Consider the following 14,938-nt stretch of genomic DNA (forward strand, 5'->3'; position numbering starts at 1 on the left):
TACCGCAAGGCAAGCTGTTATAAGAGCAGATGCGTCTGACTTTATGGGCTCAGGACATATAATGCGTTGCCTCACACTTGCCGAGGCCTTGGCAAAAAAAAATGTGCAAACGACTTTTATTTGCCGTGATTGGCCGGGGCACATGCAAGAACAAATTGAGGCAAGAGGGTTTCCAGTCGTATTGTTGCCCTCTTTGCCACTACAGGCCAAGCAACAAATAGAGCTGTCTGATGACACAACATGGCTCGGCTGCGATTTCGATACCGATGCCCAGCAGACTATAAATGCCTTGAAGACGATGTATTCCGAACACGCATGTGTTGATTTACTTGTTGTCGATCACTACGGCATTGATATACGTTGGGAGAGTTTGCTACAAAAATACTACCGTCAATTATTCGTCATTGATGATTTGGCTAATAAAAGTCATATTTGTGATGTGTTGCTGGACCAAACCTTTCAGCGTCAGAGCAATGACTACCATGAGCTTGTTCCAAAAGATAGCCGAATACTTTGCGGGACAAAGTATGCATTATTAAAAGAAACATTTACCCAGCTTCCAGTTAATGTGATTAATATTGATACTACATCTACTGTCGAGCCTTTGCGTATTTTTATATTTTTAGGTGGAAGCGACCCTTTAAATAAAACTGCTGAAGCGATAACAGCCATAACAGCCATAACATCTATCGATGACACAAATGCTGGTATCCATATTGACCTTGTGCTTGGCGCTCAAAATAAACATGCAGATGCTATCAGTAAAATAATCAAGAATTCACTACTAAAAATTCAAGTCTATCGTAATGTAGAGAACATGGCAGAGTTGATGTCACATTCAGATATAGCGATAGGGGCTGCTGGAACTAGCTCATGGGAGCGCTGCTGTTTGGGCCTACCAAGTCTAGTATTTGTTTATGCTGACAACCAATCAATGATTTCGGAACAATTGTTGCAAGCAAATGCAGTGAAAATTTGGAAAACCGCTGAAGAACTTAATCAGCAAGTACAACTTTTATTGAATGATGCCTCGCTTCGAAAAGAAATGAGCTTGGCTGCAAAAAAAGTGTGTGATGGTAAAGGTACTGAACGTGTTGTTAATGCGCTACTTTCTTTGATTACCTTCAAGTAATCCTATTCCATATTAAATACGAAATATTAAAGGTACAAATAACGCAATGGGAAAGAGAGCGATAATCCTTTGTTCGTCAATTGAGCACCCTGTATATCCATATTTGTTGCAGTGGCAACAGAATAATGAATTGGGTAAGCAGGTTTCAATTATTAACGATAAAGCACAAATTAGTGCGGGCACAGAGTTTTTATTTTTGGTGTCATGTTCACAAATAATTAATGCTGATTTGCGCGCAAAATTTAAACATGTGCTTGTATTACATGCTAGCGATTTACCACGGGGTCGTGGCTGGAGCCCTCATATATGGGATGTATTAGCTGGCAAAGACAATATCACAATCAGTTTATTAGAAGCTCAAGATCAGGTAGATACTGGGGATATTTGGCGTAAAATATCGATACCACTTAGTGGTACAGAGCTTTATGACGAAATTAACCACCTCTTGTTCGAGTCAGAATTAGAGCTAATTGAATGGGCACTTAACAATGCAGAATATGTGCAACCGCAGTCTCAAGCTATTGCAATAAACGAGGGAGAAGATGATTTAGCTATGCAAGCTAGTTATTATCCAAAACGAATACCTGAAGACTCATTGATTGACATAGATAAATCGATAGCAGAACAATTCGATTTGCTCAGAGTTTGTGATCCTCAGCGCTTCCCCGCTTATTTTGATTATAAAGGCCAGCGTTATACGCTTGCTATTAAAAAAACAACGCAAGACTAGGGACGCATATGACTCAATCGCGTAGTAAACAACCCTTTATTAGTATTGATGGTCGCAAAATTGGACTTGAATTTGCGCCATACATTATTGCCGAGCTTTCGGCTAATCATAATGGTGATATAAAACGCGCGTTTGCCATTATGGAAATGGCTAAGCGAAGTGGTGCTGATGCAATAAAATTACAAACCTATACCCAAGACACCCTTACCATTGATTGCGACCAACCCGATTTTCAAATTAACGGTGGTTTGTGGGATGCACGAAGTTTATATGATTTATACTCCGAAGCCCACATGCCGTGGGATTGGCATAAACCACTTTTTGATAAAGCTAAACAATTGGGGATCACCATTTTTAGCTCACCTTTTGATAATACCGCCGTTGATTTGCTTGAAGACTTAAATGCACCTGCATACAAAATAGCGTCTTTTGAAGCAATCGATTTACCGCTTATAAAGTATGTGGCTCAAACCAAAAAGCCTTTAATTATTAGCACAGGAATGGCTAACCAAGATGAAATTTCTGAAGCTATCGCCACTGCAAAAAACAATGGCTGTGAGCAACTTGTTGTATTACATTGTGTGAGCGGTTATCCAGCGCCAGCAAGTGATTACAATTTACGCACTATTGCAGATATGGCAGAGCGGTTTAATGTGCTTACGGGTTTGTCAGACCATACTATTGATAATGTAACCGCTATTTCTTCAGTCTGTATGGGCGCCTGTTTAATTGAAAAGCATGTTACTTTGAGCCGCGATGGCGGCGGCCCAGATGATTCGTTCTCACTTGAAGAGCCTGAACTCACCCAGTTATGCCGTGACAGTAAAATTGCTTGGCAAGCAATGGGTAAGGTGGATTACACACGTAAAGAAAGTGAAAAAGGTAATATGGTGTTTAGACGCTCGTTATATGTGGTTAAAGACGTTAAAGCGGGCGAAGTCTTGTCGTCGCAAAACGTACGTTCAATCAGGCCGGGTTATGGCATTGCTCCAAAATATTTAGAGAACGCGATTGGTAAGGTGTTTAAGCAAAATTTAACGCGAGGAACGGCTTTAAAAACCGAACACTTTGAATAATAAAAACATAAATCGCCACATTTAAAAAAGGCATCTACATAAGGATGCCTTGTTCGTAACGCCAATTTGGCTACTCATGCTGTTTCTTAACAGAAACTCAGCTTATTTTGGAAAACCATCAGGGTTTTGACTTTGCCAGCGCCACGAGTCTTCACACATTTCTTGCAGCCCTTTTTTAGCAGACCAACCCAATTCTGATGCCGCCAGGGCAGGGTCGGCATAACAAGAGGCAACATCGCCACTGCGGCGAGGGGCAATTTTATAAGCCACAGTTTGGCCACTTGCTTTTTCAAAGGCCTGTACCATGTCGAGCACGCTATAACCTTGACCAGTACCTAAGTTACAAATAAATAGGCCGGCTTTTTGGTCAATTTTGTTTAAAGCTTTTAAGTGGCCGTCGGCTAAATCTTCAACATGAATATAGTCACGTACCCCGGTGCCATCATGAGTGTCGTAATCGTCACCAAACACGCTTAAAAACTCCCTTTTGCCGGTGGCAACCTGAGAGATGAATGGCATTAGATTGTTGGGTATCCCGTTGGGATCTTCACCAATAGTTCCTGAACTATTTGCTCCTGCTGGATTAAAATAGCGCAGCAACACTACATTCCATTCGGGATCTGCGTTTTGCATGTCGGTAAGCATGTGTTCGACCATTAACTTTGACATACCATAAGGATTGGTTGGTTTACCCGTAGGTAAATTTTCATTAAGCGGCAATTCTATTGGGTCACCATATACGGTCGCTGAGCTACTAAATACAATGTTTTTGACATGGTTAGCGGCCATCACTTTACAAAGGTTTAAGGTGCCATACACGTTGTTTTCGTAATACATTAGTGGCTTTTCAACCGATTCCCCAACGGCTTTTAAGCCAGCAAAATGGATCACCGAGTCAATTTTGTATTTGGCAAAAATACTGTTTAGACATACTGCATCTCTAATATCGCCTTCAACAAGATCGGGAGCTTTACCACATATTTTACTAACTCTTGAAAGAGACTCTGCCGACGAATTGGCAAAGTTATCGAGCACAACCACCTTATAGTCTGCATCTAACAGTTGTCTGACAGTATGGCTGCCGATATACCCGCTGCCGCCGGTAACCAAAATAGTTTTCATTCATCTTCCTTTGCTTTATTAAGTTTTAAATATTTTGCGCTTAATGAGTATTGTAAGGGCTTTACGAATAATGGATATAGAAGCAATATTAATGCCGCCCATGCCAAAGACCACCAATTGTCGACAACGCGCAATAAAAATGCGAATACGGGCACGATTACTAACAATTTTATCAGATTGAGGAGGGTTTTTTCTGGCACAGTCATCCTGTTAGCAGCTTGCTCAAGTAATGCCATGCGCTCAGTAACCGATAGGGTTTCTAATCCGGGAATTTTTTTAGTGGATGTATAAATTTTCACGCGCTTCCTAGTGATTCGTCTTCGCAGCTAAATATTGTACGTTATATGTTGTGCAAAATCGAAAAATGCACAAAAAAAAGGAGTGGCGATTAACTCCACTCCTTCTTATCGTATATATATATTACTATTTTATTAAAGTATAATTTTTAATCGGCTTTCTATTCAGTTAACCCAGACTTTTCCCATTTGCGTGTTTTGAAAGATAACAAATAAAGAATTATCCCAGCGGTAGTGCCGAACAGTGCAACCTGCATATAAACAGATGGTTCAACTTGTGCTTCGCCAGTATTTACAAGACCAGCTAGTAGACCAGCAGCAAGACTGCCAATCGAGTAAGTTAAAATGAAAATGCCCATCAACTGGCCGGCAAATCTTCGCGGAGATAGTTTACTAACAGCACTCAATGCTACTGGACTCAGGCAGAGTTCACCAACCGTGTGCAAAAAATATGTCATTACTAGCCAAGTAGGAGCAACCTTCATTGAGTCTGCAGCAAAGTAAGCAGCAAAAAACATAACAAAGAAACCAGAAGACATAATGATCAAACCAGCAGCACATTTGACAATGTAACTAGGTTGAATCATTCGCTTCCCAAGGTTAATCCACAAAGCGGCGAAAAATGGTGATAGCACGATAATAAATACTGGGTTTAATGATTGAAACCACTGCGTTGGAATTTCAAACGAACCTATCATACGGTCCGTATTATTTTCAGCAAAAAAATTAAAAGAAGAACCAGCTTGTTCAAAACCCGCCCAGAAACAAATTGATGCAATACAGATTAAAAATAAAGCGCCAACTTTTCTTTTTTCATGCTCGTCTAAGTTACCCTTGAAGTAGATAGCACCAAAATAAATTAAGAAAATACTGAATACAATAGTTGCTATATAACCTGTAATCGCAACTGGGTTAATGACTAAAGTTCCTACCATAGCTAATATAGTAATTATTGCTAAGACTAGCATTACGCCTATGATGATTGACCAACTTAACTTAACGGCATTACTCGACATTTGTACTGTTGGTCTATCAAAAACGGCTGTGATGTTTTTGGCTGTAAGTTTGTATTGTATTAAACCTAAGCCCATACCAACAGCAGCAGCACCAAATGCGGCATGATAACCGTATTTGACTTGCATTAGGCCACACACGAACCCGCCGATTGCAGAACCTATGTTAATACCTAAATAGTAAATAGTGTATCCACTGTCTCTACGTTCATCAGTATCCGAATAAAGCTGGCCTACCATTGCACCAATATTTGGTTTGAGTAAACCTGTGCCAAGAACAACTAAGATTAAACCTAAGAAAAAGGTGTTAGTGCCCGGTATGGCAAGAGAGATGTGCCCTAACATGATAATAATACCACCGTACCAAACTGCCTTTTGACCGCCTATTAGCCGATCTGCCATCCAACCACCTAACAAACCAGTAAAGTAAACCGCCCCTGTATAAAGGCCATAAACAGCGTTCGCTGATTGCTCGCTCATACCGAAGCCACTTTCTTGGACGGCCAGAACCATAAAAACAACCAATAGCCCGCGCATACCGTAATAGCTCATACGCTCCCACATTTCTGTGAACGCTAATGTAGAGAGCCCTTTGGGATGACCAAAAAATGCAGTATCGTTAGTTCTGTCTATTTGGGGGGGGAGATGATTTGTCGATGACATGGTACTTCCTTTTTTTATTTTTCTTGTTCATTTCATTATGCCTCTGTTTTACAGATAGTTGCAAGTATACTCAGTATTATTAGGGACTTTTCACTTTATTTAGTGATAGATATTTTTGCAAAATAACTAGTTTTAACAACAACATAATTAGAGTAATATTAAAGTTGCTGGTAATTGACTAAAGAGAGCAATATGGCTAGAAAGGGAATAATACTCGCAGGTGGCACTGGAACTAGGCTTCATCCCTTAACGCAGGTTGTTAGTAAGCAGTTAATGCCCATTTATGATAAGCCTATGATTTACTATCCTTTGTCGACGCTAATGATTACTGGCATTACCGACATACTTATTATCACTACACCAGAAGATTTACCAAGATTCCAAGCGTTACTAGGCGATGGGACAAAGTGGGGTATTCAGTTAGAGTATGTTGCCCAGCCGACTCCTGACGGACTCGCACAAGCGTTTATTCTAGGCGAAGAATTTATAGGTAACGACACCGTTACCTTGGTACTTGGCGACAATTTATTGTACGGTAATGAGCTTCAACATACGCTTACAACATGCGCCGAAAAACAAAAGGGTGCAACGATATTTGGTTACCATGTTACCGATCCTGAAAGATACGGCGTGGTAGAGTTTGAAAGCAATGGTAAAGTGTTATCGATAGAAGAAAAACCCGCTAAACCAAAATCCAATTTTGCCATGGCAGGTTTGTATTTCTTCGATAACAAAGTGGTAGACTTGGCGAAAACAATAAAACCTAGTAAACGTGGCGAACTCGAAATAACCGATGTTGTTAATCTTTACTTGCAAGAAGCCGAATTAGATGTCGAAATAATGGGTCGTGGTTCTGCATGGCTTGACACAGGTACCATTGACAGCTTATTGGATGCATCTAACTTTATTGCGGTTATTGAAAAACGTCAGGGGCTAAAAATTTGCTGCCCCGAAGAAATAGCCTATCGCAAAGGCTTTATAACCAAAGCACAATTAATAGAATTAGCTCAGCCATTGATAAAAAGTGGCTACGGTAAGTATTTATTAAAAGTTGCAAATGAATCGAAATAATAAGGATGCAGTTTGGATAGTTTTTGCGCTAGTTTCCAACAGATTTTGCATGTTAATGCATTAACTAATGTTTAAGGTTGATAAACATTGAGAAAATTACTTGTAACCGGTGGTGCGGGTTTTATTGGCGCTAACTTTGTTCATTATTGGGTAAATAGGTATCCAAGTGACCTAATTATTGTGCTAGATGCCTTAACCTATGCCGGCAACTACAAAAGTATTGAATCTTTGCAAAGCAGCGATTTATTTTCCTTTGTTAAGGGAAATATTTGTGACCAAGCCTTAGTAGAATCATTATTGTTAGAAAATCAAATTGACACAATTGTTCACTTTGCTGCGGAGTCCCATGTAGACCGCTCTATCGCCGGTCCTGCTGAGTTTATAGAAACAAATATAATGGGCACATTTAGTTTATTAGAAGCGGCCCGAAAAATATGGTTAATTGATACTAAAACCTTTCCTAAACATCGATTTCATCATGTAAGCACCGATGAAGTGTTTGGCACACTTGAACCCAATGAACCACCGTTTAGTGAAACGACTCCTTATGCACCAAATTCGCCTTATTCTGCTAGTAAAGCAGCAAGCGACCATTTAGTGCGGGCGTATTTTCATACATACGGTTTGCAGGTTACTACCAGCAATTGTTCAAATAATTATGGGCCTTATCAGTTTCCGGAAAAGCTTATTCCCTTGCTCATTAGCAATATTTTGAATGACAAAGAACTCCCTGTTTATGGTGATGGTAAACAAATCAGAGATTGGCTATATGTTGAAGACCACGCGATGGGTATTGATTTGGTTATTAATAAGGGAAAGCTAGGGGAGTGCTATAACATTGGTGGCATAAACGAATGGGCTAACATAGACATTGTCAGGTTGATTTGTCAGTTAATGAATAAAGCTTTTAGTGAAAACGAATCTATGGCGGTCAAATTTCCAAATGCAAAATCGGCATTAAACAATGCAAGCGAAGAGTTGATAAAGTATGTTACAGACAGGCCTGGGCATGACCGTCGCTATGCGATAGACCCAGCTAAAAGCCAAAATGAGCTTAGGTATATACCAAATGAATCGTTTGAAAGTGGAATAAAAAAGACTGTGCAATGGTATATAGAAAATGAAGACTGGTGGCGGCCGCTAGTTCAACGCTAATTGGAAAATTTTGCAATAAAACGATGGATTTATGTGACTTTAGCTCCTTATTTCGGTAAACTTCGCGGCAAATAAATCGAGCAATAATCGATACTTGCAGGGATTAGATGAAAAAAGTATTAAGTGTGTTTGGCACTAGACCGGAAGCCATTAAAATGGCACCATTGGTTAAAGCATTGGAAGCAGATGTTCGATTCGATTCTAAGGTTTGTGTTACAGCTCAACACAGAGAAATGTTAGATCAAGTGCTCGAATTATTTGAGATACAACCAGACTATGATCTGGACTTGATGAAACATCGACAAACACTCAATGACGTTACTGCTGCTATTCTGCTAAACCTTAAATCTGTTCTAGAAGATTTTAAACCAGATTATGTGCTAGTTCACGGTGATACGGCGACTACTTTTGCAACGAGTTTAGCAGCATATTATGAGCAGATAGCGGTAGGTCATGTTGAAGCTGGCCTACGAACAGGTAACATCTATTCTCCCTGGCCAGAAGAAGCAAATCGTAAATTGACCGGTGCGCTTACACAATTTCACTTTGCACCCACTTCAATGTCTGAACAAAACTTATTATCCGAAGGTTATTCCAAAAATAGTATCGTTGTGACTGGAAATACTGTGATTGATGCTCTTTTCTTAGCGAAAGAAAAAATGGATAACCAAGCAGGGTTGACGCAGCAACTTAACGCTAAATTTGATTTTTTAGATGAATCTAAAAAACTTATTTTGGTGACAGGTCATCGGCGTGAAAACTTTGGTGAAGGCTTTGAAAATATATGTGCTTCACTAGCCGAGATAGCGAATACTTATCAAAATGTACAAATTTTGTACCCAGTGCATTTAAACCCAAATGTACAAGAGCCGGTAAACCGCCTGCTAAAAAACTGTGACAATATTTTGCTAATTGAGCCTCAACAGTATTTAGAGTTTGTATATTTAATGGATAGGGCATACATCATTTTAACTGACAGCGGTGGAATACAAGAAGAAGCTCCAAGTTTAGGGAAACCCGTTTTGGTAATGAGAGAAACAACAGAAAGGCCCGAAGCTGTCTCGGCGGGTACTGTTAAGCTTGTGGGTACTGATAGAAGTTTAATAGTAGAAAATGTAAATAAACTCTTAACAAACGTAAATCACTACAACGAGATGAGCAAAGCACACAATCCTTATGGCGATGGAAAAGCTTGCGTAAGAATCTTAAATACATTGGCTAAAGGAGATAATTAGTGTCGTTCGAAACTGTATCAGTAATCGGTTTGGGTTATATAGGACTGCCCACAGCGGCAATGTTTGCAGCCCATGGAAAGAATGTCATTGGGGTAGATGTTAATGCGAACGCCGTCAACACCATTAACCGCGGTGAAATTCATATTGTGGAACCAGATTTAGATGCTATGGTTGCCCAAGCTGTGCAAAAAGGCATGCTAAGAGCCAGTTTAGAAGCGAGTCCTGCGGATGCATTTTTGATTGCAGTTCCAACTCCATTTAAAAGTGATGGCGGTGATATACCAACGCCTGACTTGAGTTACATTGAAAGTGCTTGCAAGTCTATTGCGCCAGTATTAAAAAAAGGTGACCTTGTAGTACTTGAGTCAACATCTCCTGTTGGCGCTACCGAACAGGTAGTTAAATGGTTACAGGATTTTAGACCAGATTTAAAATTACCCAATGAGAGTTCAATAAATACTGACGTTTATGTCGCGCATTGCCCTGAAAGAGTGCTTCCTGGCCATGTTGTTAGAGAACTCATTGAAAATGACAGAGTAATCGGCGGCATAACAAAAGCTTGTTCAGAAAGAGCTGTGGCGCTGTATCAAACATTTGTTCAAGGCGAATGTGTAGTGACAAACGCACGCACGGCTGAAATGGCTAAGTTAACTGAGAATGCATCTAGAGATGTTAGTATCGCTTTTGCAAATGAACTATCTTTGATTTGTGATGAAACAAATATTGATGTATGGGAATTAATAGCACTCGCAAATAGACACCCTCGAGTCAATATTTTACAGCCAGGCCCAGGAGTCGGAGGACATTGTATTGCTGTTGATCCCTGGTTTATCGTAAGTAAATCACCTGAAACAGCAAAAATAATTAAAACTGCCCGCCACATCAATGACGGGAAACCCGGTTGGGTTGTAGATAAAGTGAAAATAGCGGTTGCTGATTTTTTAACAAGTAATCCAAATAAAACGATAAAAGATGTAAAGATTGCTTGTTATGGGTTAGCTTTTAAACCCGATATTGATGATTTAAGAGAAAGTCCTGCGCTCGGCATTGCTAAATTACTTACTAGCGAATATCAAACCAATTGTATTTCGGTTGAACCAAATATCGGAGAATCTCAGAGCCCTGCAGAGATTAATCTTGTCGATTTTGAGTTCGCAAGGCAAAATGCTGATATACACATATTGCTTGTAGACCATAAGTTGTTTAAAAATTCATCTTTACCTGATGGTATTGTCATAGATACCAAAGGAATATGGAAAACTAAATAAGGCATTTATTATTGTGAAAGTTTTACAATTTACGTTTATTAGTATCTTAACGATGGTTTTATTACTGACGATTAAGAACGTCCTAGCGCAATCATTTGTGCCATCTGCACAACAAATTGAGCAGTTTAAAAACCTTCCTCGTTCACAACAAGAGGCGTTAGCTCGACAAATGGGCTTCGATTTATCTCTTTTAGATGGTGCGCAGCAAGCACAAGCTTCAGTCCAGCAAGAAGAAGATTTTGTTGTGCGTGAGGTTAACGAAGAAAAAATTAGTGAACAACTTGCGAAGCAAAGTATTGTTGAAGAGCAGACCAAAGAGCTCAAGCCTTTTGGGTATAACTTATTTAATGCTAGAAATGAAATAATAAGCCCAAGCACCAACACCCCGGTACCATCCAATTACATAATTGGCCCAGGTGACTCCATCCAACTTCAAGTATTTGGTAAAGAAACCGGTAGTTATGAATTAGTTGTCAATTCAGAGGGCAACATTGATTTACCTGACCTTGGTCCTTTAATGGTCGCAGGAGCCAACTTCCAAGAGCTAAAAACATTAGTTAAAAGCACATTTGATGAACAAAAAATTGGTGTGAATCCATTTGTTTCAATGGGTAAAGTTAGAACAATTCAGGTTTTTTTAGTTGGCGAAGTTTATAGACCCGGCCCTCTTGTTGTTAATGGACTTTCTACGGTATCTAGTGCTCTACTGAACAGTGGTGGGGTAAATGATATTGGTTCTTTGAGAAAAATAGAATTGAAAAGACAAGGGAAAACAATTACTACGTTTGATCTTTATGATTTAATTGTTTTGGGGGATACCTCCAAAGATATTAGGCTTGAGCAAGGTGACGTTCTATTTGTTCCTACAGCAAAAAATATAGTATCCCTAGATGGGCAAATTCGTCGGCCCGCCATTTATGAAATGCTTGACGGAGAGAGTTTTACCCAGTTAATTGACTTTGCAGGCGGTTTACTACCAACCGCAGACCAAGATTCTTTGCAACTGATAAGATTTGTTGATGACGTAGGTCTTACTATATCTAATGTTTCTGCGAGAAATAAGTCATTAAAAAAAATGCAAATAAAGAATGGTGATTTTCTCAGAGTGCCAAAAGCCACTTTAGAGTTCAGCAATGCTATCTTAATCAGTGGTGCTATTAATCTTCCTTCTGTTTTAGCTGATACCGGTTCTCTTAAATTGAGCAACATATTAACTGAACAGACCTTAATGGCTAATTCAGATTTACAGTATTCAATAATTGCAAGACGATCAAAGTTTGGACAGAAAACTGAAATAATTCAGTTTAAGCCGATTGAAGTTTTGTCAGGAGACTTCGATTTAGAGCTCCAAGCTTTTGATGAGTTGATAGTTTTTGATCGAATCGCGCAAAATAATGCCGGTGGTCTAATCGGAAAAGTAACCGGTGGCAATTTAAGGACTTCTCAGGATGACTTAAAAAGTGATGAAGCTAGTTTTCTACAGAAAGTGGAACGCAATAGATTTACAACAAAGGTATTCGGAAATGAAAAGAGTGATAACTTTTCTAGAAGGGCTTTACTTGCACCTATAATTTCTCGTTTAAAAAGTGAAGCTTCTGAGAGTAACCCTGTCAGACTTGTGGAAATTACCGGTGAAGTTAAATATCCAGGAGTTTATCCACTGGCCGAAGAGTTTTCGTTGTCTAAGGCGCTCAATGCGGCGGGTGGATTGACCGAAGCGGCACATTTAGAGAGCGCAGAAGTCACTAGTATAGAATTCAACAGTGGAGCAGCGGATATTGTTCACAAGCGAATAAACTTGCTACACCAACTAGTGTTGCCGGATAGTCAGCAAATAAAATTACAATCTAAAGATGTCTTGAACATTGTTCGCATTCCAGAGTGGTACGAAAACAACTCTGTAGAGTTACGAGGAGAATTCGTTTTCCCAGGCACATATCAGATATCTAGAGGTGAAACCTTATTTGATGTAGTCAAGCGAGCGGGGGGGTTTACATCTAATGCGAGCTTGGGGGCTGCTGTATTCTCTAGGGAAGAACTAAAAACAAAAGAAAAAGACAACATTGATAAAGCGGTTGATGATTTGAGGCAGGAGTTGGCAAACAATAACCTTAGTAATAGTCAATTTTCTCGTACCATAGATTATGAAAATGCCACAAAAATTTTGGAAGACTTAACTAGTATAGAGCCGGTTGGTCGGATGATAATTGACCTTGAAAAAATAGCTAGCGAATCTTTAGATGCAGATGTAGAGCTAAAAAATGGTGATTTATTAGTAGTACCTAATATTACCCCCGCTATCTCTATAATTGGAGAAGTATTTGTTAGTACTACTTATCGTTATGACGACAGCTTATCTCTTGATGAATATATAAAACTAGCCGGTGGATTGCGAGAGTACGCAGATGAATCGAAAACTTACATCGTTAGAGCAAATGGATCTGTTTTTGTTCCTGAGTCTAGTTTCTGGTTCTCAAATGAGAATAGTGTAATGCTGCTACCTGGCGATACAATAGTAGTTCCGAGGGATGTTACCAACTATGACAATATTAGTATCTGGCAAGGTGTAACGCAGATTATATATCAAACTGCTGTGGCCATAGCTGCAATCGGTAGTTTGTAAGGCATAATATGCTATACCCATCGAGAATACCGGAGTAGTCTTCTTTTTTAAATATTACCAAAGAGATTTATGAGCCATTATTTATGGGTGTTTATTGAGAAGTTTGGCAACGTTGCTTTGAGAGTTATTGCAATAATAAGCCTCGCCAGACTATTGGGACCTGAGGAGTTTGGGTTATTTGCTCTTGCTGCCGTAGTTGTTTCGATTTGCTCGATTTTGGTCGATTCTGGTTTAGGTGGTGCATTAATAAAGAAAAGTAACATATCCAAAGAAGACTACGAGACTGTTTTTGTCTTCAACGTCTTGGTCAGTGTATTGTTGACTTTTTTATTGATTTTAATTTCAGACTCTTTTGGTAAGTTCTATGATTCTAATGAGCTATCAACGCTCTTAAAAGCTTTATCAGTTGTTTTAATTGTAAAAGCATTGTCTATAGTCCAGATGACAAAGCTTACAAAAGAACTAAAATTTAAACCACAAGCAAAAATTGTCTTATTGTCTTATTTGATATCTTTGATTGTAGCGTGTGTCTTAGCGTTTTATGGTTATGGCTACTGGGCGTTGGTATGGCAACAAATAATTGAAGCTAGTTTAACTGCAATAATGTTTATCATATATGCCAACTATTTTCCTAAGTTTAAGTTTAATACTAAATCGTTTAAAGACTTATATTCGTTCGGTTTAAAATTAATGTTGGCTTCATTTATTAAAACCATTTATCAGCAGACCGCAACTTTGATAATAGGTAAGCGTTTTGACCCTGGTACCGTTGGGTTATTCAACCAAGCGAATAAAATTATTGAACTCTACGTGAATGCAATAAGCGCAATAATTGACAAAGCTTCATTTCCAATTTTAGTTAAGCAATTAGAGAAAAATGGAGACCTAACCGAGGACTTAAAGCGACTGCTAATAACATCATGTTTTCTAAGTTTTTTCGCTATTTCGGTTATTGGGGGTATGTCTGATTCAATTGTTATTGTTTTGTTGGGTGACAAATGGCTAGAGGCTGCTTGGATGCTCGAAATTTTGAGTCTTTGCGGTGTATTTATCGTTGTAGAATCAGTCACAAGGTCTGGATTAAAATCACTAGGAAAAGCGGGTAAAATATTGCAACTAGAGATAATTAAAAGAAGTTTTTCAATTTTCATATTAATTTTAGCTGCAAACTTTGGTCTAGCTTATATACTTTGGGCCTTGGTGATCAACTCTGCAATAGGAGCCTTCTTAAATGTTATTGCAATATCAAAGTATACTGGATACAAGATTTCTACTCAATTAGCCAATATTGCCGTTCCATTAAGTTCAGGTTTTTGTGTTTATTTGATTTTGAAATATTTAAAAGGAATTGTGGAAGTTAATATTTTTGCAGAATTATTTACGTTAGTTGCACTCACAGCTTTGTTATACATAGGTATGGGTTATTTATCTAAATCTAAAGAGATAATAGAATTACTATCATCAATAAAGTTTATCTCTAAATTCAAATGATTTTTTGTCCTTTGATTGATAATTCTTTTCGCAAAAAGAAAAGAATGTTAATTGCAGATATTT

At 38.8% G+C, this 14,938-nt stretch carries 12 protein-coding genes; 9 read left to right on the forward strand and 3 right to left on the reverse strand.

Annotated elements, in window-relative coordinates; genetic code table 11:
* The first annotated feature begins 19 nt into the window (after nt 1-19).
* The 3 genes from pseG to pseI are packed head-to-tail and all read left to right on the forward strand — an operon-like array spanning nt 20 to nt 2,938.
* Entirely contained in the window at nt 20-1,132 is a 1,113-nt protein-coding gene (gene pseG / locus RM552_RS02185) for a UDP-2,4-diacetamido-2,4,6-trideoxy-beta-L-altropyranose hydrolase (RefSeq protein WP_311368256.1), read from the forward strand.
* A 46-nt stretch (nt 1,133-1,178) separates the two neighbouring features.
* Nucleotides 1,179-1,862 carry a formyltransferase family protein gene (locus tag RM552_RS02190; RefSeq protein ID WP_311367156.1) on the forward strand — a complete coding sequence of 228 codons (684 nt, stop codon included), beginning with the start codon at nt 1,179-1,181 and terminating at the stop codon, nt 1,860-1,862.
* A gap of 8 nt (nt 1,863-1,870) precedes the next feature.
* Nucleotides 1,871-2,938 carry a pseudaminic acid synthase gene (gene pseI / locus RM552_RS02195; protein ID WP_311367157.1) on the forward strand — a complete coding sequence of 356 codons (1,068 nt, stop codon included), beginning with the start codon at nt 1,871-1,873 and terminating at the stop codon, nt 2,936-2,938.
* 102 nt (nt 2,939-3,040) lie between these two features.
* Here pseI and galE read toward each other — a convergent pair whose 3' ends face one another.
* The 3 genes from galE to RM552_RS02210 all read right to left on the reverse strand — a co-directional run bounded on the left by galE (nt 3,041) and on the right by RM552_RS02210 (nt 6,032).
* Nucleotides 3,041-4,060 carry a UDP-glucose 4-epimerase GalE gene (gene galE / locus RM552_RS02200; protein WP_311367158.1) on the reverse strand — a complete coding sequence of 340 codons (1,020 nt, stop codon included), beginning with the start codon at nt 4,058-4,060 and terminating at the stop codon, nt 3,041-3,043.
* Nucleotides 4,057-4,359: a DUF6170 family protein gene (locus RM552_RS02205; RefSeq protein ID WP_311367159.1), complete on the reverse strand. Its 303-nt coding sequence runs from the start codon at nt 4,357-4,359 to the stop codon at nt 4,057-4,059. The genes galE and RM552_RS02205 overlap by 4 nt, the downstream gene beginning before the upstream one ends.
* A gap of 158 nt (nt 4,360-4,517) precedes the next feature.
* Nucleotides 4,518-6,032 carry a peptide MFS transporter gene (locus RM552_RS02210; protein WP_311367160.1) on the reverse strand — a complete coding sequence of 505 codons (1,515 nt, stop codon included), beginning with the start codon at nt 6,030-6,032 and terminating at the stop codon, nt 4,518-4,520.
* 192 nt (nt 6,033-6,224) lie between these two features.
* Here RM552_RS02210 and rfbA point away from each other — a divergent pair, with 192 nt between their 5' ends.
* The 6 genes from rfbA (at nt 6,225) to RM552_RS02240 (ending at nt 14,875) form a co-directional block, all read left to right on the forward strand.
* Nucleotides 6,225-7,103 carry a glucose-1-phosphate thymidylyltransferase RfbA gene (gene rfbA, locus RM552_RS02215; RefSeq protein ID WP_311367161.1) on the forward strand — a complete coding sequence of 293 codons (879 nt, stop codon included), beginning with the start codon at nt 6,225-6,227 and terminating at the stop codon, nt 7,101-7,103.
* Nucleotides 7,104-7,190: 87 nt separating this feature from the next.
* Complete coding sequence (gene rfbB / locus RM552_RS02220; RefSeq protein ID WP_311367162.1) at nt 7,191-8,258, forward strand: dTDP-glucose 4,6-dehydratase; 1,068 nt, start codon at nt 7,191-7,193, stop codon at nt 8,256-8,258.
* 107 nt (nt 8,259-8,365) lie between these two features.
* Entirely contained in the window at nt 8,366-9,493 is a 1,128-nt protein-coding gene (gene wecB, locus RM552_RS02225; RefSeq protein WP_311367163.1) for a non-hydrolyzing UDP-N-acetylglucosamine 2-epimerase, read from the forward strand.
* Complete coding sequence (wecC, locus tag RM552_RS02230) at nt 9,493-10,761, forward strand: UDP-N-acetyl-D-mannosamine dehydrogenase (RefSeq protein ID WP_311367164.1); 1,269 nt, start codon at nt 9,493-9,495, stop codon at nt 10,759-10,761. Before wecB ends, wecC begins: the two co-directional genes overlap by 1 nt.
* A 13-nt stretch (nt 10,762-10,774) precedes the next feature.
* Entirely contained in the window at nt 10,775-13,384 is a 2,610-nt protein-coding gene (locus RM552_RS02235) for an SLBB domain-containing protein (RefSeq protein ID WP_311367165.1), read from the forward strand.
* Nucleotides 13,385-13,471: 87 nt separating this feature from the next.
* Nucleotides 13,472-14,875 carry a lipopolysaccharide biosynthesis protein gene (locus RM552_RS02240; protein ID WP_311367166.1) on the forward strand — a complete coding sequence of 468 codons (1,404 nt, stop codon included), beginning with the start codon at nt 13,472-13,474 and terminating at the stop codon, nt 14,873-14,875.
* The last annotated feature ends 63 nt before the right edge of the window (nt 14,876-14,938 follow it).

It is taken from the genome of Glaciecola petra (assembly GCF_031846345.1).
Classification (GTDB): domain Bacteria; phylum Pseudomonadota; class Gammaproteobacteria; order Enterobacterales; family Alteromonadaceae; genus Glaciecola; species Glaciecola petra.